This is a genomic window from Collinsella aerofaciens ATCC 25986 (assembly GCF_010509075.1).
Taxonomy (GTDB): domain Bacteria; phylum Actinomycetota; class Coriobacteriia; order Coriobacteriales; family Coriobacteriaceae; genus Collinsella; species Collinsella aerofaciens.
On sequence record NZ_CP048433.1, the window covers coordinates 2,176,954 to 2,203,655 of the forward strand.

17 protein-coding genes are annotated in these 26,702 nt (G+C 59.7%); 15 read left to right on the forward strand and 2 right to left on the reverse strand.

Annotation, left to right across the window (positions count from 1 at the left end):
* Positions 1-28 precede the first annotated feature (28 nt).
* The 3 genes from GXM19_RS09690 (at position 29) to mobB (ending at position 3,666) form a co-directional block, all read left to right on the forward strand.
* A complete protein-coding gene (locus tag GXM19_RS09690; RefSeq protein ID WP_006234723.1) occupies positions 29-1,066 on the forward strand; it encodes a hypothetical protein in 1,038 nt (345 codons plus the stop codon).
* Positions 1,067-1,301: 235 nt separating this feature from the next.
* Positions 1,302-2,357 carry a GTP 3',8-cyclase MoaA gene (gene moaA, locus GXM19_RS09695; RefSeq protein WP_239057620.1) on the forward strand — a complete coding sequence of 352 codons (1,056 nt, stop codon included), beginning with the start codon at positions 1,302-1,304 and terminating at the stop codon, positions 2,355-2,357.
* A gap of 4 nt (positions 2,358-2,361) precedes the next feature.
* Positions 2,362-3,666: a molybdopterin-guanine dinucleotide biosynthesis protein B gene (gene mobB / locus GXM19_RS11305; protein ID WP_006234721.1), complete on the forward strand. Its 1,305-nt coding sequence runs from the start codon at positions 2,362-2,364 to the stop codon at positions 3,664-3,666.
* Between the two features lie 194 nt (positions 3,667-3,860).
* On the opposite strand, the gene GXM19_RS09705 is transcribed toward mobB, so the two are convergent.
* Entirely contained in the window at positions 3,861-5,195 is a 1,335-nt protein-coding gene (locus tag GXM19_RS09705; protein ID WP_172544911.1) for an IS256 family transposase, read from the reverse strand.
* Positions 5,196-5,498: 303 nt separating this feature from the next.
* On the opposite strand from GXM19_RS09705, the gene GXM19_RS09710 reads away from it, so the two are divergent.
* The 10 genes from GXM19_RS09710 to gatB all read left to right on the forward strand — a co-directional run bounded on the left by GXM19_RS09710 (position 5,499) and on the right by gatB (position 21,670).
* Positions 5,499-6,320, forward strand: a complete 822-nt coding sequence (locus GXM19_RS09710; RefSeq protein WP_006234719.1) for an HAD family hydrolase — start codon at positions 5,499-5,501, stop codon at positions 6,318-6,320.
* 505 nt (positions 6,321-6,825) lie between these two features.
* Entirely contained in the window at positions 6,826-10,314 is a 3,489-nt protein-coding gene (locus GXM19_RS09715) for a Spy0128 family protein (RefSeq protein WP_006234718.1), read from the forward strand.
* Positions 10,307-11,977 (forward strand): SpaA isopeptide-forming pilin-related protein, encoded by a 1,671-nt coding sequence (locus GXM19_RS09720; RefSeq protein WP_040358783.1) that lies wholly within the window; start codon positions 10,307-10,309, stop codon positions 11,975-11,977. Before GXM19_RS09715 ends, GXM19_RS09720 begins: the two co-directional genes overlap by 8 nt.
* A 114-nt stretch (positions 11,978-12,091) precedes the next feature.
* On the forward strand, positions 12,092-13,894 hold the full coding sequence (locus tag GXM19_RS09725; protein ID WP_162010708.1) for an isopeptide-forming domain-containing fimbrial protein: 1,803 nt from the start codon (positions 12,092-12,094) through the stop codon (positions 13,892-13,894).
* A gap of 1,166 nt (positions 13,895-15,060) precedes the next feature.
* The gene (locus GXM19_RS09730; protein ID WP_040358777.1) at positions 15,061-16,029 is read left to right on the forward strand and encodes a MarR family transcriptional regulator; all 969 of its coding nucleotides are present in this window, start codon (positions 15,061-15,063) and stop codon (positions 16,027-16,029) included.
* Positions 16,011-16,784, forward strand: coding sequence for a hypothetical protein (locus GXM19_RS09735; protein ID WP_006234712.1), 774 nt, complete (start codon positions 16,011-16,013; stop codon positions 16,782-16,784). The genes GXM19_RS09730 and GXM19_RS09735 overlap by 19 nt, the downstream gene beginning before the upstream one ends.
* Before the next feature lie 131 nt (positions 16,785-16,915).
* The gene (locus GXM19_RS09740) at positions 16,916-17,821 is read left to right on the forward strand and encodes a class C sortase (RefSeq protein WP_162010706.1); all 906 of its coding nucleotides are present in this window, start codon (positions 16,916-16,918) and stop codon (positions 17,819-17,821) included.
* A gap of 347 nt (positions 17,822-18,168) precedes the next feature.
* Positions 18,169-18,480, forward strand: a complete 312-nt coding sequence (gene gatC / locus GXM19_RS09745; protein ID WP_040358775.1) for an Asp-tRNA(Asn)/Glu-tRNA(Gln) amidotransferase subunit GatC — start codon at positions 18,169-18,171, stop codon at positions 18,478-18,480.
* Positions 18,480-19,994: an Asp-tRNA(Asn)/Glu-tRNA(Gln) amidotransferase subunit GatA gene (gatA, locus tag GXM19_RS09750; protein WP_006234709.1), complete on the forward strand. Its 1,515-nt coding sequence runs from the start codon at positions 18,480-18,482 to the stop codon at positions 19,992-19,994. The genes gatC and gatA overlap by 1 nt, the downstream gene beginning before the upstream one ends.
* Positions 19,994-21,670, forward strand: coding sequence for an Asp-tRNA(Asn)/Glu-tRNA(Gln) amidotransferase subunit GatB (gatB, locus tag GXM19_RS09755; RefSeq protein ID WP_006234708.1), 1,677 nt, complete (start codon positions 19,994-19,996; stop codon positions 21,668-21,670). The genes gatA and gatB overlap by 1 nt, the downstream gene beginning before the upstream one ends.
* A 222-nt stretch (positions 21,671-21,892) precedes the next feature.
* Here gatB and GXM19_RS09760 read toward each other — a convergent pair whose 3' ends face one another.
* Entirely contained in the window at positions 21,893-22,897 is a 1,005-nt protein-coding gene (locus GXM19_RS09760; protein WP_040358772.1) for a helix-turn-helix domain-containing protein, read from the reverse strand.
* A 114-nt stretch (positions 22,898-23,011) separates the two neighbouring features.
* Between GXM19_RS09760 and GXM19_RS09765 the strand changes: the two genes are divergently transcribed.
* Positions 23,012-24,838: an ABC transporter ATP-binding protein gene (locus GXM19_RS09765; RefSeq protein ID WP_006234706.1), complete on the forward strand. Its 1,827-nt coding sequence runs from the start codon at positions 23,012-23,014 to the stop codon at positions 24,836-24,838.
* Positions 24,839-26,596, forward strand: a complete 1,758-nt coding sequence (locus tag GXM19_RS09770; protein WP_006234705.1) for an ABC transporter ATP-binding protein — start codon at positions 24,839-24,841, stop codon at positions 26,594-26,596.
* Positions 26,597-26,702: the final 106 nt, after the last annotated feature.

Sequence of the window (26,702 nt, forward strand, 5' to 3'; positions counted from 1 at the left end):
TTGGTTATCCGACTCCATTGGAGGGCTCATGGACTTGCCGATCGTCCTGTCCCATAAGACTGCCTGGCTGTACCACAACGTGGCGCGCCCGTCCGAGCCGCTCTCGCGAGCAAGCAGCCTATACGATGAGGACTCGCTTGCTAACGAGGCGGAACCGACCGCGAACCTGCCCAAATTGGGACTCGATGCCAAAGGGCTGAGGGCTTCAACGGCAGTTGGGATCGTTACCGACTATCTGGTTTCGCTTGGTATTCCACGAGAAGAGCTCGATCATATCGACACGCTCGTCAACTTCGATTTTGAGCGCTCGACGCCGGCTGGATTTAGGTGTCACGTGTTTGGGGCGCCGGTACCTCCATGCCATCTTATCGAGGTGGCAGAGGGCCTTCTAGTGGTTGATGAGGCCATGTGCTTTGTCCAAGCGGGTTCGTGGATGAGCGAGCTCGAGCAGCTGGAATATGGCTACGAAATCTGTGCCCGATACCATTTGAATCATCTGTCGACAGGCGATTATATCGAGATGGGGCAGAGGTATACCGTTGCCGACTTGATTGCCTATTGCAATGAGAACCGATCTCGTCAGGGGGCTATACGCGCGGCCGCCGCGCTCAAGCGCGTGCACGATGGCGCGCGGTCGCCCATGGAGACGGCCACCGCAATCATGGTCGTAGCAAAACGTTCCCAGGGAGGGCTGGGATATGCCAAGATCGAGCTCAACCATCGGGTCGATGTTCCCAGCGAGTTCAAATATCTCGCTAAGTCCGGGTATTTCGAGATCGACGTATATGCGCCTGCGAGTGGTACGGGGATTGAATACAACGGTTCGGACCATCTTGATAAACAGCGCAGCGCGTCGGATGCGGAGCGTATGACCGTGCTGAGCGCGCTGGGCTTTAGGATGATCGTCCTCACCGGGACCCAGTTTGCCCATCAGCTGCAATTGCACCGGGCGATGAACGCCATCGCACTCGCTATGGGTCTCAAGTGCGACCGAAGCGAAGCGTTCCAGAAACGTCAAAACGACCTGCGAGAATTTGTGATTCGACACTGGGACGGCGGCCTTTAGGGGCGCTTTGGTCCTTCTACGGGGTGCCGTGGGTAGGCAGACCATCACAACATTCGACGTTTTTCGCCAAAATCGGGAAAAGCATCGAATGTTGTGATGGTCTGTGCGTTGAGGATGGGCTTGGGAAGTCCGTTTTGCTCGAAGCGACCTGTCCTGTCGTACGGGTGTCGGCACGATTCTCTCGTGGGGTATTATGTTTTCCGAAGAATAAAACGCCGCGTGAGGGGAGGGCCGCGTGGACGGGCACGTGCAACACGACGGCTTTGGCCGCGACATCAACTACCTGCGCATTGCCGTTACCGACAAGTGCAATTTCCGCTGCATCTATTGCATGCCGGCCGACGGCGTGGCGCCCCGCGCGCACGATGAGCTACTCAGTGCCGAGGAAATCGCCCGTTTTGTGCGCCTGGTGGCGGGAGAGGGCATTCGCCGCGTGCGCCTGACGGGCGGCGAGCCGCTGGTCAGCCGCCGTATCATCCCGCTCATTCGCGACATCCGCGCGATTCCGCAGATCGAGGACATCTCGCTCACCACCAACGGCGCCCTGCTGCCCAAGCTGGCGCCGCAGCTCAAAGATGCCGGGCTTAACCGCGTCAACATCTCGCTCGACACGCTCGACCCTACGCTGTTTGGAAAGATCACGCGCTTGGGTCGACTCGAGCAGACCATGGCGGGCATCGACGCGGCACTGGCCTGGGGCTTTGAGCCCGTTAAGGTCAACTGCGTTGTTGTGCGCCGGCTCAACCAGGATGTGGCGGCCCTCGCGCGGCTCACGCTCGACCGCCCCATCCACCTGCGCTTTATCGAATATATGCCCATCGGCGACGAGCGCACGAGCTCGCATTGCGCTGTGGACCCGCATGCGCCCGCGCTCAATCCCGAGCTGTGGGACGCGAGCGATACCGTGCCGAGCGACGAGCTGCGGGCGCGCATCAATGCCGGGGCCGCCGCGGCGGGACAGGGCGAGCTCGAGCCGCTCGACATCAACGACGCTCCTGCCGGCGCGGGCCCTGCGCGCTATTGGCACTTTCCGGGCGCGGCGGGAACGGTCGGCTTTATTAGCGCCATGTCCAATCATTTTTGTGCGAATTGCAACCGTCTGCGCCTGACGGCCGATGGCAACGTGCGTCCGTGCCTGTTCAGCGATGCCGAGTATTCGGTGCGTGAGGCGTTGCGCCGTGGTGATGATATGCAGGTACTTTCGATTTGGCGCGATGCCGTGGCCCACAAACCGCAGGAACACGCGATAATTGAGGGCACGCAACGATTTATGTCCCAAATCGGAGGATGATCATATGGCCAAGAGCAGGTACGCCGATGCCACCAAGGCCGCTCGCAGGGCCGCGATGTCTGCCCACAAAGTCACGGCTGCGGCGAATGCTGGCAGCGCCGACGCGTCCGCGCAGCCGACCGCCAGCGCCGCCGTCGAGCCGGCCCGTGACGCCCGTCGCGACGAGCTGACGCACGTGGACGCCAAGGGCGAGGTTCGCATGGTCGACGTGTCCGACAAGGCCGAAACGCATCGCATTGCCATCGCCGAGGGCACCATCCTCATGCACCCCGATACGCAAGCCATGGTGCTGCAAGACCGCGCCAAAAAGGGCGACGTGCTTGCCTGCGCGCGCGTGGCGGGCATTATGGCCATCAAGCGCACGAGCGACATCATCCCCATGTGCCATCCGCTGCTCATTACCAAGAGCAAGTGCGATATTGCGCCCATCGCTCCGGCGGGGACGCCGGCCGAGGACGTGCCCGAGGGCTGGGCACCGGCGCGCGCGGACGGGCAGGTTGGCTTTCACGTGCTGGTTACGGCCGGCGTGACGGGCAAGACGGGTATCGAGATGGAGGCCCTGACCGGCGCGAGTGCCGCGTGCCTAACCATCTACGACATGTGCAAGGCGGTCGATCGCGGTATGGAGATCGTCGACGTTCGCCTGCTGCACAAGGAAGGCGGCCGCTCGGGTGTGTGGGATCGCGCCGAGCGTCACGCCGCTGCCGTTGAGTCCGTGGCAGCTGACGGTGCCGCGCCCGCGAGCGCACCCGTCGCCGTCGCTCCCGCAGCTCCCACTCCGGCCGTCCCCGCGATCGCGTTTATCGGCTACCAGAACTCGGGTAAGACCACGCTCGTCGAGAAGGTTATCGCCGAGCTCACCCGCCGCGGCCTGCGCGTGGGTTCGCTCAAGCATCATGGGCATCACGGCTTTGATATCGACGTGCCCGCTAAGGACACCTGGCGCCATCACCAGGCCGGCTCCAAACACGTGGGCCTCATCTGCGCCACGCGCTGGGCGGAGTACGCCGACACGCGCGAGGAGGACGAGATGCCCGCGCGCGAGCTGCTGTCGCGCTACAACGATGTCGACGTGGTGATCATCGAGGGTTACAAGACCGAGGGCTTCGACAACATCGTGGTCGCGCGCTCCGGTGTCGACCGTCTGCGCGGCAAGAGCTCGCTCGACCTGGTCGACGGTCACACGCTGGCCCTTGCCTGCAACGAGGCCCTGGCACGCCAGGCCTTCGACGCCGGTTTTGCGACCCGAGCCATCAACATCAACGACGCCCGAGCCATCTGCGATCTCATCCAAGATTATCTGGCCTAAAACCTGCCAAAAGGGGACAGGTTTATTTTGGCAGGTTTTATCTGGGCAAACCTCGCAACCGCCACAAAGGGGCCAGGCACCTTTGTGGTGGTTTTTGCTTTGCAGTAAAAACCATCACAACATTCGATAGAAATGGTGGCGCGCGCAGACGTGGTGTAAGAGCGTCCTGAGGTCCGTCGCTGCAAGTCCCGATATTACTCCTTCTTGAGACCGCGCCTCTCGACTATCTCGTCCACTATCTCCCTGGCGCGCCGCCCGAGCGCGCGGCGCCTCCCCTCTGTCGGGGCCGGCCTGTCCGCGGGCTCGGCGAAGCCCTCGGCGGCCGAGGCCTCGGAGAACACGCGCTGCTGGGACCACTGTCCCTCGGTCTCCATGAGGCTCGCGCACGTCAGGCGCAGCATCGACTCCCTCGAGGGGAAGGACTGCACGACCCTGTAGCGGCGCTTGATCTCGCGGTTGGCGCGCTCCTGGACGTTGTTGGTGCGGAGCTTGGCCCAGTGCGCCCTGGGGAAGGCCGTGAACGCCAGCGCGGAGTCCTCGGCCTGCTCGAAGACCTCGCCGGCCCTGGCGGACACCGACGCCACCCAGGGCGCCGCCTCGGCCCACACGCAGCGCGCGAGGTCGGGGTCGTCCTGGTAGACCGCGGCATGCACGAGGTCCCTGACGGCCGCCTTGGAGTCCTCGGGCCTGCCCGAGCAGGCGCTCTGGAGGTTGCGCTGCAGGTGCGTCACGCAGCGCTGCCAGGCGCAGCCCTGGAACAGGCGCGAGACGGCGGCCACGAGCCCGGCGTGGCTGTCGGAGACCACGAGGCGAACGCCGGCCAGCCCGCGCTCGCGCAGCCCGCCGAGGAATGCCGCCCAGGAGTCCTCGCTCTCGGTGTCGACCACGTCGCAGCCCAGGAAGTGCTTGCGCCCGTCGGCGCCCAGCCCGATCGCGGTCACGACGCCCTGCGAGACGACCGACGAGCCGACCCTGCAGCTCATGTAGGTGGCGTCGAGCCACAGGTAGCAGCACGGCGTGCCCGACAGGTCGCGGCGGCGGAACTCCGCCACCTCGGCGTCGAGGTCGGAGCAGAGGCTCGAGACCTCCGAGCTCGACAGCGAGGATATGCCCAGCTTGGACGCCACGCGCTCGACCTTGCGGGTGGATACGCCGCACACGTACATCTCCTGCACGATGGCGGCCACCGAGGTGTCGACGCGCGACCATCGCGCGAGCATGCCCTCGGGGTAGTAGGTGCCGTGCCTGAGCTTGGGTATCTCGAGCTCCACGTCGCCCACGGCGGTCTTGAGCGACCTGGGGCGGTAGCCGTTGCGACTGTTCTCCCTGCCGTCACTGCGCTCATTGCGGCTCGCGCCGCACATCTGCTGGGCCTCGGAGTCCATCAGTGCGTTCATCACGCCGCCCAGCACCCTGCACGCGAACTCGCGCGCGTCGCCGCACTCCTGCCAAAGCCTCGCCGCCTCGAGGGCCTCGTCGCGGCCGAGGCGCAGTACACTCTCTTCTTGGGGCATCGCCTTTCCTTCCATTCGTCACCTTCATTACTCCAACGACGAATTCTAGGCGGTGTCCCCTCCCTTTCAAGAAAGGGCGGAGGCGGGGCATGCCCCGCCTCTTACACCACATCTCTGTGCGCTACCATAGAAATCGCGATTTTGCCGAAAAACGTCGAATGTTGTGATGGTTTGGCCCGTAGACGCCGCGATCACCACAAAGGGGACAGGCACCTTTGTGGTGGTTTTTGCTTTGAGGGGCCGCGGCTGCGCCTTGGTATACCATGTACGCCGTTCACGAATACACCCCACACCGCCGCACAACCCAGAAAGGCCCTTATGGACACCACCTTCAGCCACATCAAAGCCGTGTTCTGCGATATCGACGGTACGCTGCTCACGAGCCAGCACACGGTGTCCCCGCGCACCGTGGCGGCGATCCGCGCCCTGCGCGAGCGCGGCGTGCTCTTTGGCCTGTGCACCGGGCGCGACGCCCACGCGACCGAGGCCATGTACGAGCTCTGGGGTATCGAAGGCCTGGTGGACGTGCTCGTGGGCTGCGGTGGCGCCGAGGTCATCGACCGCGCGCACGACATCAACGAGCTGAGCTATCCGCTGCCGGGCGAGACCATCGCGCGCATCTGCAAGCACATGGCGGACCTTCCGGCAACGCCCGTCTGCCCCCGAGACGGCGTGTTCTACGTGCCCGAGAGCAACGCGTGCGTCGAACACCTGTCGCGCGTCGACGGCGTGCCCTACCAGGTGGTCGATTTTGCCGAGTTCTTGCACGAGCCGCAGCCCAAGGTGATGTTTACCATGGCACCCGAGGTGATGCCGCAGGTCATAGAGCGGGCGTCGACGTTTGCCGATAACACTGTTAAGGCGGCGGCTCTGCAAACCACGCAGCGGCTCTACGAGTTCATGGATCCGCGCGTGTCCAAGACGCGCGGCCTTGTGCGCGTAGCGGAGCTCAACGACATGGAGCTCCAGGACATCTGCGTGTTTGGCGATGCGGACAACGACACCTGCATGGTGGCCGACGCCGGCGTGGGTGTGGCCATGGCAAATGGTAGCGATGCCACCCGTGCCGCCGCCGATTTTGTAGCCGCCAGCAACGACGAAGACGGCATCGCGATCTTTATCGAGGAGCATCTGCTGTAGCGCAGGGGGAGAACCGCCACAAAGGGGGCAGGCGCCTTTGTGGCGGCCTCAGGCGATTTGGGCGAATTGATACCGAAAATCTGCGCGAAAATTCAAATAACGTTGTCTGAACATCATGCTTCTAACCACCGATGGGTTAAAGATATTCCCATCAATTTGGTAGTCTATTCCTCCCGGTTAATGATTTACCGCTCACGGTCGATTTTCGACCGTTCACAGGACGCATGCTCTTGAGCAAAATGTTGTGCAAATAAATAAAATGCTATTAAAAAATGATAACTAGCTTAATTACCAGTAGAAATAGATATTTCATAGCGAATAAACGAAGGTAAATCCGAGCAAATGTCAAGCGAATTGAGAATTCGCTACAAAACTATCGGTATTTTTGCTTAGATGTTCAAACAATTGCTACAATATGGATTACTAAGCGTGCGCAATTACAGATTGCGCAGATACGTTTGATAGTGAAAGAGCAAGATCGCGGTCTCTTGGGGAGGAGACATCGATGAAAGCGAATTCAGACAAATCTAAGCAGAGTAAAAAAGCGACGCGCCGTGTACTGGCAGGCGTTTTGTGCGGAGCCTCCGTGTTGAGCCTGGTACTGTCGCTCGTCATGCCACCGATCTCGCAGGCCATTGCCAACGGTGCCCAGACGGTTCCTACCGAAGGAACTGTGATGGGGGGGGGTTCCTCAAGTGAGTCTACTGATGTAGGCAGCACCAACAACGGGGATACCGAAAACCAGAATAGTGACGATGCCGAGAATGGCGCGAGCGAAGACGCCGTTGCCGCAGACCTGCCGTCCGACGACACGGAGGCCGAGGGTGATGCTCAGTCTGCGGATGATAGTGCTAACGGCGAGGGCGCAATCGCACTTGCTGCAGAAAATGAATCGACTTATGAAATCAGCAGAGGAGATGAACTCAGCGCGAAGCTTCCTGACAAGAAATTTCGCGATGGAAATGGCTCCGCTACTTTTAAGCTTGTTAACGATATTGAATACAGCGGTGAGATTAGGCTTGAACAAACTGACGATAACCCTATCAATATCACCCTTGACCTAAACGGTCATAAGATTAAGTGCTTGAACACCGACAAGCCGTTATTTGATATTGCTAACGGCGCAACACTTACAATTAAGGATTCCGCACAGGCGAATGAGACGCTCATCGAGGGCCAGCAGCTTACTGATCAGGGGCAGTACCTGAATCCCGATAATTATGGCAAGAAAGCCGAGCTAAATTACGTTGATGGCATTCCGTCTAATCTTACCTACTACGTGACCAAATCGACCCCAAGTGGTACAGGGACAACCGAGACGCTTGTCAAACATGACGTTGATATTAAAGGCGCCATCGTGGCGTGCAGCGGCAACGCAAATCTAAGGCTCATCAATCTGTATAACAACAACGGCAAGGGCTCGTTTAACCTTGTGAGCGGCGTGATCACGCAAAAGAAAGGCGGCAGGGTTAGCAGCTTGGTCTATGCCGAGAACGGCTCTACCGTCAACATGAGCGGCGGCTATGTTTGTGGCGCTTCTAGCTCGGGCGCGGGCGCGGGCATTATGGTGTCCAACGAGAAAGGTAGTGCCTCGACCCTTAATGTGACCGGTGGCGTAATTGCCGGCAATAGTGCTCCTAGTGGCGGCGGTGTGTATGCTAAAGGCTCCACGGTCACCATAACTAATGGCGTAATCTCCGGCAACAGCACGCTTGATTCTGCTGGCTTTGGTGGCGGCATCATGGCCGAATATGGCGGCAGCGTTACTGTTTCCGGCGGTTACATTACGAACAATAAATATGCCAATTTCTGTGGCCATGATGGTTATGGCGATCATGGCGGCGCTGGACTTGCCGCTAGAAACGGTACTCATGTCACCATTTCGGGCGGCCAGATCACGGGCAACTATTCTGAGGAAGCAGGCGGCGGCGTTTATGTCACGGATGTCGACCGTAATGAGCAATCCCGTACGGGTATGGCGTGGCTGAAAATCACGGGAGGAATTATTGCCTCTAACGTGAGCTACCGATCTGAAGGTGCTGGCATTCGAGTGGGCCAGATGGTTGACGCGATGATAAATGGGTCGTCAAACGATAGCCCAGTCTACATCACTAATAACTCTTGCATGTCTCGCTTTGACTGGGGCGGAGGCGGTATCTTTGTCCAGGGAAACTCGGATTTGGGCAAGGAGAAGACTGCTGGTAGGCTATTCATATATAACTCGTACATTAGCGCCAATACCGCTGGCGGCTATGGCGGTGGCGTTGCAGTCTGCCCTACGGGCAAGACGTTGGTAACGAACACTGAGGGCACAGCAATCTTTGGCAATTCGTCTGCCAAAGATCAGCAGGACGCAAAAGCTGATTATAATTCTGAAACGAATAGCGGTAACGAAGGCACCCCTCACCTATCCGCTGGTGGCTACGAAGGCCTTGAACACAAAAAGAACCAGGATGCTGACGCCTACAATGCCAAAGAGTTTCGCGAAAACGGCCACGCGGACTTCTTCCTTGCGGCGGAGGATCATAAGACCCCGATCGCGGCGGTGATTGGCAAAATGCTTGGCGGCGGTGACGCCAAATACAAGGGAAGTAAAGAGCTTACGCAAGCCATTACTATCCCCGCTAACGGTGGCGTGCAGGTATATAAAAGCATCGGCCTGAGCTCGGGTGTTACAGCTCAAGACGAAGCCGCGATCAATGCGCAAAAAGTTGCGACAACGTTCATCACCGGCAACTATTCCTGGGACCATGGCGGCGGCATCATGTCGAACGGCGACCTGTACATGGGCGTGCCTGAGGACACGTATGTCTATCCGAGCCTCAAGCTCAAGGCGACCAAGGTACTACGTAATTCGCAGACAAATGTGAACGAGGGGCTCGAAGAGAATCAGTTTACCTTTAGGGTCTACCGCAAGGACTCAACCGACCCTTTGGCTAGCGCGACATTCAATCGTAACGTTTGCACCGAGGTTGGAACTGCAAAAAATGATGCAAGCGGCAATATCACGTTTGACCTTGGTGAACAGTTCGCAACGGGTGGCACGGGTAACGAAATCACATACTACTTGGTCGAAGATGTCGGCGATGATCCTGACATCACGTGCGACTCCAGTGTGTATGAGATTGTGGTACGGACCCAGGATAAGCCGACCAAGCTCATGACTGTTCCGAGTAAAAATAATCCGAACGAAGAGAAGGAACTTCTCATCCATAACTACACGATTACAGACGTCAACGGGACCAAGTACGAACTCGATAAGTCTGGGAAGTGGATTAACAAAAAAACGTGGAGTGTCGCGAAGAATGTCGACGGCTATTATCAAATTATCTGTGAGGACGGTTCGGCGACTTTCACTAACGTATGTACCGCGTACGACTCGACTGGCGTTTGGATCCCTAAGGCGACCAAGGTCGTTAAGGGTGGCGAGATGAAGGAGTTCACGCTCGAGTTTGCGGATAACGAGAACTTCGATAGTCCCAAGACGGTTATGACCGACCCCGACGGCGAGATTATCACCACTGCCGACGGCGGCAAGTCCCAGACCCTGAGCTTCGACAAGATCGAGTACAAACTCGATCAACTCAACAAACTTCCGGCTGACTCCACTGGCCGCGGTGCAAGCAAGACCTTTACTTATTACGTCCGCGAACAGCAGCCGAACACGCCGTTTGCGCACTATAAGTACGACAATTCGGTCTATCAGATTACGGTCAATGCAGTTGATAACACTGACCACAAGATCAACGTCACTGCGACCTACAAGCAGATTCGGGATCGTGACGGCAATGAAGTGACCACCGACACGGACCACAAACTCACCGACGACTCCACCCCCACCTTCACCAACACCTACTCCACCTCTTTGCCCCTTTCTGGTATGTCGGGCGTCACTCTGACGTACCTTGCCGGCGCGGCGGTGCTTTGCGCTGCTGCGGCCTGGATGCACATTCGTCGCAAGGCGAATGCGAAGGGAGGCGAGCGTCGTGAATAAGAAAGTTTGCTCCTTCCCGATCTTGTTTGCGCTGCTTGCCCTCCTGATCGGCACCTGCGCGGTTGTGTTCCCCGCTTCCGCGCAGGCCGCGCCGACCTCGACCGGTTCCATCACGGTGAGCGGCACCGTGGCGAGCAGCTACGATGCCTACCAGATCTTTAGCGCCAACGTTGTCGACGGCGACAACGACGCCAAGATCGCCACCGACCTCGCCTGGGCAAGCGACGCCGTGCGCGACGCCGCGCTGCCTGTGCTGCACAGCGCCGGCATGCCCAATTCCCAGACCACCGCGCGGGAAGCTGCCGAGTGGCTCAACACCGATTCCCGCCTAACGAGCGCACTGAGCGCACAGCTCGCTCGTTCCCTTCAGAGCTCTAGCGCCGTGTCCTTGGCCCTTAACGCGGGCACGGAGGCCGAGCTGCCCTGTGGCTACTGGCTCATCGTCGCCGACGACGACGCCATCGCCCAAGGCGAGGTCGGCACCGCGCCGATCATGGCCCTGGTCGGCGGCAGCGCCGTCACCGTCAAGCCCAAGGCGGCGACCCCCAAGGTCGCCAAACACGTGCTGGAGGACGGCACCGCCGCCTGGCAGAAGGCCGCCGACGCCACGGTCGCCGACGACCTGTACTGGCGCCTCTCTGCCACGGTCCCGGCCGGGCTCACTGCCTACGACACCTATACGGTGCGGTTCGTCGACACCATGAGCGCGGGGCTCGACCCCTCCAAGGTGGCCGCGAGCATGCGCGTGTACGCGGCGGCGGGCGCGGACGGCGGCTTCGACGCCGTCCAGACCGGCAAGGACGGCCGCGCCGGCATCGAGCCCGCGAAGGGCTGGACCGATATCACGGCCCAGTGCGCCACCAAGGTAGCGGCCGACGGCAAGACCTTCACCGTGCGCACCGGCGACCTGATCGCCGCGCTCGGCGGGGCCGACGCCTTCACCGCGGGCGCCCGCGTGGTCGCCGTGTACAATGCGCCGCTCAACAGCGCGTGCAACCACGGCATCGCGAAGGGCAACCCCAACGAGGTCTACCTGCGCTACCCGCGCTCCCCCTTTGCCGACCAGTCCGGCGACGCCGGCTTTACCCGCACGCCGAGCGACGACGCGTGCGCCTACACCTGGGATCTCGCGCTCACTAAGCGCGGCAGCGACGGCGACAAGCCGCTTGCCGGGGCGGTCCTGAGCATCATCGACGACCGCGGTCGCACGCTGACGGCCGACGGCACGTGGGATGCGGAGGGCAAGGCCACCGTCACCACGGGCGAGGACGGCCGCGTGACCGTCTCGGGCGTGGACTCGGGCAAGCTGGAGGTCCGCGAGTTCAAGTCGCCCAAGGGCTACACCGCCTTTGAGGGCACGCGCTCCGTGACGGTCAAGGCCGAGGGCCTGGACGTCGACCAGGTGGCCGCCGCCAAGCCTAAGCTCACCATCACGGCCGAGTCGCCCCTACGCGCCGACAGCGCGGACGGGTCGACGGGCAGCCTGGAGGCGTCGCTCATCAACACGCCCACCGGCACACCCCCTAGCATTACCACCGGAGGCTTTATGCCCTCGACTGGCGATATGGCAATGTACGCCGCGGCCGCCGCAGCGGTCGCCGGAGCCGCGCTCATCGTGGTCGCGCTCCTGGTCAAGCGGGGAGGTGGCAGCCATAAAGAGTAGCTGGCAGCCCCACAGAGAGCGGGGCGAGACGTAGCGAAGTAGATGCTAAGACACAGACAGATGATGACCGATCGAATGAGAATCAAACGGAAAACGGAGGAAAAGAAGATGAGCATGAGCAAGAACATCGCACGCCTGGCAGTAACCGCCGGCCTCACAGCAGCGCTGAGCTTCGGCGGAGTCATGGCCCCGGTGACCATGGCGTTTGCGGCTGAGGGTGACGGCAGCATCACCATTAGTCAGGCCGAGAAAAACGATGGCACCACGTTCAAGGCGTACCAGATCTTTAAGGCTACGGTGACCGACACTGCAAACGGCGGCAAGACCGCTCAGAACATCACGTGGGCGAACGAAACGGTTAGCGCGAAGGTGGTTAATGCCATTAATAGCTGGGAGAAGAATCACAGCTTGAAGGTTGAAGATGGGCTGCCTAGCAAGCCTACGGCCCAGGAAGTCGCCGACTTCCTCATGGCGCATGCGGATGATCCAACTGCAGGTTCGCCTGACGGAAAGAATGAGGGAACGCGAGTTACTACCGACAACATCCTCTACGCAGTTGCGGATGCCGTAAAGAATGAGGCGCCGGTTAAGTCCGGTATCGTTGCAGGCACTTCCTGGACTCCTGACGCCGAGAATGGCAACGGCTACTACTTGTTTGTGACCGACGGAAGTAGCTTGGCACCCGGCAATAAGAACACTGGTACGTCTCCTATTTTCGCGGTCGTGGGTGGTAGCGCTGTGACCGTTTGTGAGAAGACCAGCATCCCCACGGTTGAGAAAAAGATCCTCAATGATTCCAACGTGACGAGCGGTGCAATTACTGGGGTGACAGAGGCCCATTGGAAGGACGCTGCCGACTCCCAGATTGGTCAGGAAGTGAGCTATAGACTTACCGGTACGATTGCAGATAACTACGCCAGCTATGACTCCTATTCCTACAAGTTCACGGATCAGCTGCCGGAAGGTCTCGACTACATCGATGAATCGCTCAGCGTTTATGCACTGAATAATGGTGCATATATCGAGATCAGTTCGACTAGCTACAATGTGACTAAACCCTCTGGCTCTAGTCGTGACCTGGTAGTCGATTTTAATAAGGGCGAAAATGGCTTGAAGTCGGCCACTGCGAAAAATGGCGAAGAGCTTGTGATTAATGGGAAGACTAAAATCGTCGTTTTCTACAAGGCGAAGCTCAACGCAAGCGCGAATATTGCGGGTGCAAACAACCAGCTGAAGGTCAATCCTAACACCGTTACGCTCGAGTATTCCAACAACCCCATGTCAGGTGGCACTGGCACCTCGGCGTCCGATACAGTTGAGGACTACACCTACGGCCTCAAGATCAACAAGGTCGACTTGGGAACGGAGCGGGCTCTGAACGGTGCCAAGTTTACCATTAAGGTGAAGGAAGCAGACGATGAGACCTCAACTGATATGTTTGTTCAGGGCGACGGCACCCTCTCCGCCGATGAGTATGTATTCACGACCGATAACGGCGGATATTTTACAGTGAGGGGTCTCGATGCCGGCACATATACCGTGACAGAGAAACATCTCGATGGTTATGCCGATATCTCACCGTTCGATTTCAAGATTGTTCCGACCATGTCAGAGGATGGGACTAAAATTGATAAGGTAACGCTTTCTATGTCCCAAACTGACAAGCTTATCGCTGGCATCAATGATGATGGCGAGGGTAAGGTTGGCGATAACAAGCTTGAGGTCAAAACTGGCACAGCCACAAACGACGACGGTACCTTCAACATCACCGTCGGTGATACCAAGCAGGTTGGCCTTCCCCTCACCGGCCTTAACGGCGTGACCTTCACTTGGATTGCTGGTGGCGCGGTGCTGTGCATCGGCGTGGCGCACCTCATCCGCAGCCGTAAGCAGGCTGAGGAGTCCGAGCAGGAGTAACGCTCGCTCACCCATCCCTTTGGCAGGTGGGATGTGATGGCCATGAGACTTGCGGACACTTTTCTCGTCCATCGACGTTCTTGCTTTGCCATTCTCTTTTCGGGGCAGACTCCGCGCTGGAGTTTGCCCCGTTTTTTTGGGATAACGTAGCCAGCCTCCATTGCCCGATGGATCAAGCGTATGAATATCGAACAGATGTTTGCAAATATTGCGTTTACCAGCTGTAAGTGCGAGTGCTCGCAGTAAAATGGCTTTGCGACGCATCCCGTGCGCGGGCGGCCGACGACTCGATCGGAGGTCCCCAAATGCTGAAATTCCTTAACGCGCTCGCCGCCCTCGCGGCGGTTGGCACGTTCGTCATCACGTTTCTTGACTCGTATGAGGTTCGGTTTAAGGTCCGTAGGCGCACGCGCGGTGCGGACGGTAGAAGGCATTTGCGCCGCAACAAGCGCAAATAAGAATGCCCGGGGTTCGGAGCCCGGGCATTTAACAACGTCGGAAACTGGTCGCCCGCGCTCCTAAGTACTTACACGGGGTGCGTCGTTTCCTGTAGTTATTGTATCCCGAATCGCTTCGCCGATACGGGACATTTTGAAAACGCAAACACGTCGGGCAAACGCGGACAATGCGGCCAGGCTCCGCTGGATGAGGAACCGTGTTTGTAACTATCGAACAAATGTTTGTCAAAATCGCGTTTACCAGCTGCGGGTGCATACGCTCGCAGTAAAATACCCTTGCGACGCATCCCGTGCGCGGGCGGCCGACGACTCGATCGGAGGTCCCCAAATGCTGAAATTCCTTAACGCGCTCGCCGCCCTAGCGGCGGTGGGTTCGTTCGTCATCGCGTTTCTTGACTCGTATGAGGTTCGGTTTAAGGTCCGTAGGCGCACGCGCAGTGCGGACGGTAGAAGGCATTTGCGCCGAAAGCGCAAATAAGAATGCCCGGGGGTCGGATCCCGGGCATTTAACAAAACCAGAAAACTAGGCCGCCCGCGCTCTCGTACACTTACGCGGGGTGCGTCGTTTTCTATTGACATTGTATCCCGAATCGCTCTGCCGATTCGGGATATTTTGAAAACGCAAGTATGGGCTTAGGCACGAACGAAATCTCGTTAATTCCGAAAATTATGTATAATTCCAATATGAAATGGAATCAAACGAAAACGATGGAAATGAACGAAGCGCTAATCTACTTACAAGAAGCACTAGGCCTCTCCGCCAAGACCAAAACTTGGCCTGGATCCGCACGCTTGCCACTGCATCTGCGGGCGATTGAGGTCCGCGCTGTTGACGCAAACGGTTTTTCGTTTTTGCTTGCAAGCTTGCCTACTGGCGTCGGGCTTCCCGAGGCTAAGAGAGTCTATAGTCAGCTAGCCTTGCGCGCGGAGACTCCTGTTGCCGTTTCATTTCCTGATGCCGATGCACGTCAGCGCAAAGCATTGGTCGCACATGGGATTCCCTTTGTCTGCCCCGGTAGACAGGTTTTTCTTCCATTTATGGGCACAGCTTGCACGGAGAGGGGCGGTGCCCGGTTTCACAATCACGCGACCAAGATGTCACCCAACGCACAGGCTGCCGCAATCTGGGGAGCAGCCCAGGAGCCATATCGTCCCTATGACCTTTGTCGTGCGCTTGGGATTTCGGCAAGCCGCGCGAGTGAGGCCATAACCGAGCTTGTCGACAGGGGGCTCGCGAGGCGCGAACGTTGCGAGCGACGTGTCGTCGTGCTCCCTGTCGCCGTTGATCTTTTGCTCAGCGAGCACATGGCAGAACTCTCCTCGCCTGTCTCGAAGGTCATTTTTGCAAGGAAGACGCCGCAGATCGACTATCTTGTAGACGCCGGGGAGACGGCGCTCGCTGCGCGTTCGATGCTCGCTGCGCCGGGCATGGAACAAAAGGCCGTCTTAAGAAGTGCATGGCGTCAACTGAGCGACCTCGAAGTCGCAGACGGGGAGTTGCCGGATAACGAAACGGCGATGATCCAAGTGTGGCGCTATGCGCCCGTGTTTGCCGACTCCTCCCGCGTCGATGACATTTCGCTTGCGCTATCTTTGGCGGCGATCGACGATGAGCGAATTCAGCTCGAAGTCGATCGCATGTTTGGAAAGGAATATCCATGGCGAGAAGCGCTGTAGAAGGTCTCCAAGAATTTCAGCAGCATATGCAAGAAGCTGCAGGATCGTATGCCCTTATCGGCGGCACGGCATGCGACATTTTGCTCGCGGAGGCGGGGCTTTCATTCAGGGCGACTCACGATTTTGATGTGGTAATTGTCGCCGGTGACCGGTTGCCTCAGACGGCAGAAGCCATATGGACTTTGGTGCGTGATGGCGGCTACCGCTGCGGCTGGGGCGAAGGTAAAGGCTCATGTTTTTATCGGTTTACAGAGCCAAAGAGGCCGGGTTACCCCCATATGATCGAGCTCTTCGCGAAGTGCCCCGACTTTCTAAAGGGTCGTGAGGGGATTGATGTGGCGCCAATTCACGTTGATGAAAACATAAGCAGTCTTTCGGCAATTTTGTTGGACGATGCTTACTACAGCTTGTTCCTTCAGGGAATTCGGACCGTAGGCGGCGTTTCGGTCCTGGGCACGGAATACATTGTCCCGTTCAAAGCGAAGGCGTATCTCGACCTAAAAGCTAGAAGGGAAGCGGGGGAGAACGTTGATTCGAGGAAGGTAAAAAAGCATAAACGCGATGCGCTGAGGCTTGCTCAGCTGCTTGGCGAGTCGGAAGGCGTCGACCTGCGCGGAGAACTGAAGGACGATATGCTTGCGTTTGTTAAAGATTGCGAGGTGGGCGACGTCAATCTGAAACAGATTGGGGTTGCGGGCGCAACGATGGTGCAGTTGCTCGAGACGATGAAAGCAACATATGGCTTGATTGGTTGAGTGGGGTTACGTGGCCCGGACGGTGCAATCTGGCTGCGTTATCCGGCGCGGGGCTCGCTAATCGGCTATTATTTGTTTAGACAACTTGAGTTGTAGAGGAGTGACTGGCGATGGTGCAGGGCGCCAAACATATGAAGAGCAATAACGCCGCGGATAACGGCGGCTCAAGCCCTCAGCCCAAACCCAAGCGCCGCCGCAAGCGGCTGCCGCGCTGGGCCGACCGGCTCATCACCATCGTCATCATCCTTATTGGCGTGGGTCTTATGACCTGGCCGTGGATCTTGGACCGGCTCGAGGCCTCGGGCGTGTTCAACCAGATCAGCACCGTGTCCAGCACCGTGGATGCGCTGTCTGAAGAGGAGCGTGAGCGCATCCTGCTCCAGGCGCGCTCCTATAACGAGCAGCTGGCGGGCGAGGCCACCGAGCTTCCCGCCGACCAGATCGAGCCCTACGCCCAGCAGCTCATCTTTGACCGCGACCCCATGATGAGCTGGGTCGAGATCCCCTCCATCGATGTGAGTATGCCCATCTACCACGGCACGAGCGAAGAAGTCCTCATGGCGGGCGTTGGCCACCTGGAGGGCACGAGCCTGCCGGTGGGCGGCACCTCGACGCATTGCGTGCTCACCGCGCACTCGGGCATGCGCAACCTGAGCATGTTCGACGACATCCACTCGCTGGAGTCCGGCGACCTGGTGCTGCTGCACACCATGAACAAGACGCTCGCCTATAAGATGGTGGACTCCGAGGTGGTGCTGCCCGAGGAGATGGAGTCGCTGACCATCGAGCCCGGCGCTGACAAGGTGACGCTCGTCACCTGCACACCCTACGGCGTAAATGACCATCGCCTGCTGGTGCATTGCGTGCGCACCAAGTACAACAAGAAGGACGTCGACAAGCAAAAGTCGCTGGCCGGCCGCCACTGGGGCAAGCGCGAGTTTGCCGTGCTCATTGTGGTCGTAGCCATTGTGCTGTTGCTGCTGGACATCGTGATCCACGCGGTCCGCAAGCGCCGCAAGGCCAAGGCCTCGGCATAAGACATTCTTCAGAACCGCCGCAAAGGGGACAGGCACCTTTGTGGTGGTCGGGGGCTTCCAAACCATCACAACATTCGATGAAAATTTCGATTTTGACGAAAAGCGTCGAATGTTGTGATGGTTTTCGTTTCGGGCGGGATGGTTTTCGTTTCGGGCGGGATGGTTTTCGTTTCGGGCGAGACGGTTTTCGCTATGGACGGTGCGGTTTCGCTGCAGAACCGCCGGCCCGCCGCTTGCCAGCCCGCCGCCCTCGTTACGTTTTCGCTGCATTTGGGTAAAGCACCTGCTCCAAGCGGCGTTGCCTTGTATACTAGAGCGGTTTATCTGTTATGCGGAAGGGAGCGCCTATGGCACTCAGCGAGAAAGACGTGCGCGGCATCGCCGAGTACGCAAAGATCGCACTGACCGATGACGAGCTCACCCAGATGACGTCCTACCTGAACGACGCCGTCCAGATGCTCGAGCCCGTCTTGCAATATGACTTGCCCGACGTGGAGCCCACGTTCCATCCTATCGGAAGCCTGTCCAACGTGATGGGCGATGATCTGCGCGAGCCCGAGCGCGACCTGTCGCTCGACGTCGCGCTCGAAAACGCCGGCAGCGCGCGCGACCGCTACTTCCGCGTGCCGTCCATTTTGGGAGAGGGGGAGAGCGAGTAATGGCTCAGAGCTTCGATTCCCTTACCGCCGCTCAGATTGCCGCGGGCGTTGCCGCCGGCGACTTTACCGCTACCGAGGTGGCCCAGGCCTCCCTTGCCGCCATCGAGGCGCGCGAGGACGGGGTCCAGGCATTCCTGCAGGTGGCGCCCGAGCTCGCGCTCGAGGCCGCTGCGCGCGTGGATGCCGACCGTGCCGCCGGCAAGCCGCTGCCCCCGCTTGCGGGCGTGCCGCTGGCCATTAAGGACAACATGAACCTCGTGGGCACGCGCACCACCTGCGCTTCCCGCATGCTCGGGGACTACCAGAGCGTCTACACCGCCACCTGCGTCCAGCGCATGCTCGATGCCGGCTGCCTGCCCATGGGCAAGGCAAACATGGACGAGTTTGCCTTTGGCAGCTCCACCGAGAGCTCGGCGTTCCACCGCACCAACAACCCCTGGGATACCGAGCGCGTGCCCGGCGGCTCTTCGGGCGGCTCCGCTGCCGCCGTTGCCGCGGGCGAGGTCGCGCTCTCGCTGGGCTCGGACACCGGTGGCTCCATTCGCCAGCCGGCGTCGCTGTGCGGCGTGGTGGGCTTTAAGCCCACGTATGGCGCCGTGAGCCGTTACGGCGTGGTTGCCTTTGGCTCGTCGCTCGACCAGGTGGGTCCCTTTGGCCGCACGGTCGAGGATGTCGCGCTGGCCATGAACGCGCTTACCGGCGCGGGCCACGATCCGTACGACTGCACCAGCCAGGATTGCGCCGTCGACTTTACCGAACATCTCAACGACAGCATCGAGGGCAAGCGCGTGGGCATTATCCCTGCGTTTATGGAGGCCGAGGGCCTGACGCCCGAGGTCAAGGCCGCTGTTCAGCGCGCCGCCCAGGAGCTGCAGAATCAGGGTGCCGAGCTGGTCGAGGTCGACCTGCCGCACCTGGACGCCGCCATCGCCGCCTACTACGTCATCGGCCCTGCCGAGGCGTTCTCCAACCTGGCACGTTTCGACGGCATTCGCTACGGCTATCAGGAGGAGGGCTGCGCCAACCTGTCCGACCAGAGCTCGCTGTCGCGCGCCCACGGCTTTGGCGCCGAGGCCAAGCGCCGTCAGATGCTCGGCGCCTACCTGCTGAGCTCGGGCGTGTACGACAAGTACTACTACGCAGCGCAAAAGGCCCGCACGCTCATCACGCAGGACTACGACGCCGCGTATGCCAAGGTGGACACCATCCTCATGCCCGCTTCGCCGCGCACGGCCTTTAAGTTTGGCGAGATCAGCGACCCCACGCAGATGTACCTCTCCGACCTGTACACCATCTCGCTCAACATTTGCGGCAACGGCGGTATCTCGGTGCCGCTGGGCCTGGGCGAGGATACTCAGCTGCCCGTTTCTGCCCAGCTGGTGGGTCCGGCCTTTAGGGACCGTCAGCTGCTCACGTTTGCCCGCGCCTTGGAGCGCGGCTTTGCCGATGCCGCCACGGGTGCGCCCGTGCTTTCCGTCGCGCCCGATTTTGCCGGGAAGGGAGGCGAGCTGTAATGAAGGAGCTTTCCGAGGTCCTGCAGGATTGGGAGGCCGTGATCGGCCTGGAGATCCATACCGAGCTCACCGCACTCGATACCAAGATGTTCTGCAACTGCAAGCTCAGCCACGATGACGAGCCCAACGCCAACGTGTGCCCGGTGTGCCTGGGCCTGCCCGGCGCCCTGCCGGTGCCCAACAAGCGCGCCATCGAGAGCATCGTCAAGGCCGGTCTCGCCACCAACTGCGAGATCCAGCGCCACTCGATGTTCTACCGCAAGCACTACTTCTATCCCGATATGGCCAAGAACTTTCAGACCACGCAGGGCCCGGTCGCCTTTGCCATGTACGGTCACCTGGATCTGGACGTGACCGGTCGCGGTGCCGCCGAGCGCCCCGACTGCGCATTTGGTGAGGCAGAGGCCCAGAGCCTGGCGAGCGCCTCGGCCAACGCCGAGGGCCTGTCCACGTCTATGACGTCGACCATGCGCGAGGGCAACCAGCGTGCCGGCCACCTGGCCAGCTATGACGCGTCCAGCCTGCAGATGCCCGAGCGCCGCGAGGATGGTTCCTACACGGTGCCCATTCGCATCCTGCGCATCCACATGGAGGAGGATGCCGCCAAGATGGTCCACGTGGGCGGCGCCGAGGGCCGCATTACCGCCGCGGCCGAGTCGCTCGTCGACTACAACCGCTGCGGCACGCCGCTCATTGAGCTCGTCACCGAGCCCGATCTGCGCACGCCCGAGGAGGCTCGCCTGTTTATGGAGAAGCTCCGTCGCATCTTTGTGACACTGGGCATTTCGGACTGCTCCATGGAGAAGGGCTCCATGCGTTGCGACGGCAATGTGTCGCTGCGCCGCCGCGGCGAGACCAAGCTGGGCACCAAGACCGAGCTCAAGAACCTCAACTCGTTTAAGAGTCTGCATGACGGCCTTGCCTACGAGATCTGCCGCCAGGCCGAGGTGCTCGAGGAGGGCGGCATTATCTACCAGGAGACCCGCCACTGGGAGCCCAGTCGCAAGCGCACCGTGGTCATGCGTGTGAAGGAGACGGCCGACGACTATCGCCTGTTCCCCGACCCCGATCTGGCGCCGTTTGATCTGGACGATGAGTCCATCGACCGCTGCCGTGGCGAGATTCCCGAGCTGCCCGATGCCAAGCGCGCCCGTTTTGAGGCCGACTTTGGCATTAAGACGGCCGATGCCGAGCAGATTGCCGGCGACCCGGAGTTCGCCGAGTTCTTTGAGGCGGCCGCTGCCGGTATGGCTGGCAAAGAGGCTCAGACGGTCGCAAACCTGCTGGTCAACGAGATGATCGCCTACCTTAAGGGTGCAGGCGTGTCGCTGGCCGAGTCCGGCATTGCGCCGGCTCAGGTGGCAGCCCTTGCCAAGCTGCTGGCGACCGATGCCATCAGCTCCAACCAGGCGCACGAGGTCTTTGAGGCCATGGCCCAGACCGGTGACGATCCCAACAAGATCGTCGACGAGCGCGGCATGCGCCAGGTGAGCGATGCCGGCGCGCTGCAGCCGATTGTGGACGAGGTGCTGGCTAACTGTGCCGATCAGGCGCAGCAGTATCGTGACGGCAACCAGAAGGTTATCGGCTTTTTGGTAGGCCAGTGCATGAAGGCGAGCCGCGGTAAGGGCAACCCGAAGCTCTTCAACGAGTTGCTGAGAACGTCGCTCTCGTAAGCGGGAACCCGGGAGCCCCGGCAGGGCGGGTGCTTCCTCAAAATTTCGAACAGTCCTGCGCAAGACGAAGGCCACATTAAGTGGCCTTCTTTGCGTGCGGAACTCATTTTGAGGAAGCACCCGCCCTGCCGGGGCTCCCGGGTTCTGTGACGACTCGGCCGTTCGGGTCAGGTTGGCTGGATTGAATTTGGTGAATGAGGGCGCCGTTGGCGCCCTCATTCTTTATATATGTTGGGAACGCCAGGTGGTGGGGGTGGTGCCGGTGTATTGTTTGTAGGCTTGGGTGAAGGCGGCCTGTTGAGGGTAGCCTAGACGCTCTGCCACCTGCGCTATTGTGAGCGCGCTATCGGCCAAAAGGTCCTGTGCTCGCTCCATACGGCGTCTGCGAATGTAGGCGCCCAGGGACTCGCCAGTTTGGGCCTTAAAGGTGGCGCATAGTTTGGAGCGGCTTGTGTAGAGCCTCTCGGCCACCTCGTTGATACCCACATGTCTGCCTTTGTCGAGCGCGCGCTCAATCATTGCCGTTGCTTCTTCGGCAATGGTTATGCTGACGCGTGTGCCTGCCGCCTGCCGCGCCTGCTTGTGGGCCGCGCACGAACAGGCGAGCTCCGCGACCATGGTCTCCACGATGCCCTGCATATAGACGTGTCCGCCTACGGTGCGGGCGCGGTCCTCGTTAATCCGGCGCAGCGTGTGGCAGATGGCAGACGTCGCTTCCTCGTGCCATGGCTCGGCAAACGCCTCAAAGATTCCCACGAACTCGGTGGGATAGCGGTGTTCCAGTTCGTCAAAATATCCAGGCAAAAAGAGCACCGAGCGCGAGTGATAGAGCTGCCCCGCAAACAGCGGGCTTAACTCCTCGCCACAGTTGTTTTGGATAAAGCTGCAAACGGCATTGTTTGGCCACGGTCCATGCAATGGCTTAAGGTTCGCGGGCGTTATGCCAGCCTCGGGCATGCATGTAAGTGTGGGCGCGCTGACCTCGCTCACACAGGCGTATGGCTCGGGTGTGTATTCGGCCAGGTACATATCGTGCGTCGGGGTTATGAAATGCTCCATGACGATGCAGGTGGGGGAGAGAGGCATGATCCATGCGCGGCCGTGCGCCCGGTCGTTTGCCACCTCGCCGGTAAAGACGGCGCCCTTGCCGGTAAGCTCCAGGCCAAACTGCTCAAATTGCGGTGCGTAGAGCTCGGTTATGTCGGTCGCTGCCCGCCGTATTTGCAAAAGCGTCCCTTTCCTTTGCAGAAACGTCCATGCCTGGCTTAATTGTGAGCCATGGCTAACACATCAATGATAAGTTCATTACGGTTAACTCTCAAGCCGTTAGAAAGGAATCTCATGGCAAAGGGATCAAAAAGGGAAGGCGGCGGTATCGGCGAGCTGCTTGCATATGCCGGCGACCGTAAATTCCTAACGTATTTGGGCATGGCGCTCTCGGCGCTCTCGCAGCTGCTGAGCTTTGGCCCGTACGTGTGCATTTGGCTTGTCGCGCGCGATCTGATCGCCGTGGCACCTAACTGGAGCGAAGCCTGCGACATCGCGACGTATGGCTGGTGGGCCGTGGGGTTTGCGCTGGCAAGCATCGTAGCTTATTTCGTGGGGCTCATGTGCACGCATCTGTCCGCGTTTCGCTGCGCGTCCAATATCCGCAAGACTACGAGCGAGCACCTGCTTAAGCTGCCGCTTGGCTACTTTGACACGCACGCCACCGGTGAGCTGCGCCGTATTGTAGACGGATGCGCCGCCTCCACCGAGACTTTGCTCGCACACATGCTGCCCGATATCGCAGGCGCCACCGCCATGGTCGCAGGCCTGCTCGTGCTGCTTTTCGCGCTCGATTGGCGTTTGGGGGCGGCATGCCTTATCTCGGTCGTCGTTTCGTTTGGCGCCATGGCCACCATGATGAGCGGCAAAGGCGCCGAGTTCATGAAGGCCTACATGGGAGCGCTGGTCAAGATGAACAAGACCGGAACCGAATACGTACGTGGCATCCCCGTGGTCAAGGTGTTTCAGCAGACGGTCTACTCCTTTAAGGCCTTCCACGATGCGATCGCCGAATACGCCGACATGGCACAAAACTATGCGGGCACGTTCTGCCGAGGTCCGCAGGTACTCAACCTTACCGCGCTCAATGGTCTTGTGGCATTCCTATTGCCCGTGGCGTTGCTGTTGGCGCCAGGCGAGACGGACTTCGCGCATTTTATGACCAACTTCACGTTTTACGCGATATTTTCGGCCGTGGTACCGACGGCTATGACCAAGCTCATGTTTGTGGGCGAGGCCTCTCAGATGAGTGCCGATTCGCTGGCTCGTATTCGAAGCGTCATGGATTCCAAGCAGCTCTCCGTGCCCGCCCAACCCAAGCACCCTGCCGGCGGCGACGTGCGATTTGAGGACGTGAGCTTTACGTACGAGGGTGCCGAAGCACCCGCCGTTAGCCATGTAAGTTTCAGCGTTCCCGCTGGTGGCACCCTCGCCCTGGTGGGTCCCTCGGGTGGCGGTAAGTCAACCTGCGCAAGCCTGATTCCGCGTTTTTGGGATGTTTCCTCGGGTCGAGTGCTCGTAGGTGGTGTGGACGTTCGCGATATGGATCCGCACGAGCTTATGGACCAGGTCGCCTTCGTGTTCCAGACCAACCAGCTGTTCCGGCAAACACTTGCCGACAACGTACGCGCCTCCAAGCCTACGGCCACTGACGACGAAGTGCGTGCGGCCCTCTCCTCAGCTCAGTGCGACGACATTGTGGCCAAGCTCCCACAGGGCATCAATACCATGCTCGGTGCCGGCGGAGCATATCTTTCGGGCGGCGAGGTCCAGCGCGTGGCCCTCGCCCGCGCGATCCTTAAAGACGCGCCTATCGTGGTGCTCGATGAGGCCACGGCGTTTGCCGATCCCGAGAACGAGGCGCTCATTCAGCGCGCCTTTAGCAAGCTGGCGGCGGGTCGCACGGTCATTATGATTGCGCACCGGCTTTCGACCGTGGTGGGCGCAGACCAAATCGTGGTGCTCAACCAGGGCAGCGTGCAGGAGTCGGGTACCCATGCCGAGTTGCTGTCCCAAAATGGCCTGTATGCCAAGATGTGGGCCGAATACGAGCAGGCCGCGAGCTGGAAGATTACTGCTGCGACCGCGGATGCCGCCGTCACGAAGGGAGGCGAGGCCTAAATGTTCGCCTCATTCCAAAAGAAGTATTTCCTATCCGATAAAGGCGTCGCCGGCGTAAAATGCGGCATTTTATGGACCACGCTCACTAATCTTATTACCATGGCTGGCATGGGCTTTTTATTCCTGGTTATGGCCGGCTTTGTCGAGCATCTCGCCAGCGGGGCTGACCTGCCGGATGCCCTGCCGATTGTGTGCGGCCTCCTGGTCTTTTTCGTGTTGCTCTTTGCCTCTAACTGGCAGCAGTATTACTACACCTACTGCATCTTTTACGAGGAGTGCGGCAAGCAGCGTATGGAGATTGCCGAGCGCTTGCGCAAACTGCCGCTGTCGTTTTTTGGTCGTCGTGATCTGGCCGATTTAACCGAGACCATCATGGGCGACGTCCAGGCCATGGAGCACGCCTACAGCCACGTGCTGGGAGAGCTTTGGGGTGCCATCATCGCAAGCGCCATTGTCTTCGTGGCATCGCTGTTCTTTTGCTGGCAGCTGGCGATTGCGGCGTTTTGGAGCGTTCCCGTGGCCTTTGCCGTGTTGTATCTAACACGCGGCCCCATGACTCCGGTGTTTGATCGCGTGCGCGCCGAGAAGGTCAAGGTTACCGAGGCTATTCAAGAGACGCTCGACTGCGTTCGCGAGATTCGCGCCACCAACCAGGAGGCCCATTATCTTGAGGGACTCAACGCCGTGATCGATGCCGAGGAGCGCGAGACCACCAAGGGCGAGCTCGTTAACGGGCTTTTGGTCAACTCCGCCTTTGCCATCCTGCGTCTGGGCATTGCCACCACGCTGGTCACGGGCGCCGCGATGGTCGCCTCCGGGCAGGTCGACTTTTTGGTGTTGTTTGCCTTCCTGCTTATGGTGAGCCGTATCTATGCGCCCTTTGACCAGGCATTAATGTTAATGTCCGAGCTGTTTGCCGCCGAGTCGTCTGCCAAGCGCATGCGTTCCATCATGGAAGAGCCTGTGGCGCGGGGCAGCGAGAACTTTAAGCCTGCGGGCCACGATGTGGTGTTCGATCACGTGGCATTTGGCTATGGTGCGGGCGAGGACGGACGCGCCGGCGAGAAAGTTCTTACCGATGTGAGCTTTACCGCCAAGGAAGGCGAGGTCACGGCGCTGGTCGGTCCTTCGGGTTCCGGTAAGTCTACGGTGAGCCGCCTGGCCGCGCGCTTTTGGGATGCCACTGCGGGCAAGGTTGCCGTGGGCGGTGTGGATGTTGCGGGCGTGGATCCCGAGGTGCTGCTGCGCGACTACGCCATTGTGTTCCAAGACGTGCTGCTCTTTGACGACACGGTGATGGGAAACATCCGCCTCGGGCGTCGTGATGCCACCGATGAGGAAGTGCTTGCAGCCGCGCGTGCCGCCAACTGTGACGAGTTCGTGAACCGCATGCCGCAGGGCTATGACACTATGATTGGAGAGAACGGCTCCAAACTCTCCGGCGGCGAGCGCCAGCGCATCTCCATCGCCCGCGCACTGCTCAAAGACGCGCCTATCGTGCTGTTGGACGAGGCGACGGCAAGCTTGGATGTGGAGAATGAGACCGTGGTGCAACAGGCACTCTCCCGTCTGCTTGCAGGTAAGACGGTTATCGTTATTGCCCACCGTATGCGTACGGTGGAAAATGCCGACAAAATCGTTGTGCTCAAGAATGGCGTGGTTGCCGAACAGGGCACCCCGGCGCAGCTCAAAGCGGCAGGTGGAGAATTCGCCCGCATGGTTGCGCTGCAAAAGGAAGCGGCGGCCTGGCAGCTGTAGGAGTGTGACAAAGGGACAGTCCCTTTGTCATATTGAGTTCACCCCCATAGTTTCCAAAAAGTTAGCCGTTGTTGACCAAATAATTATACTAAACTAGTCTCAAAAG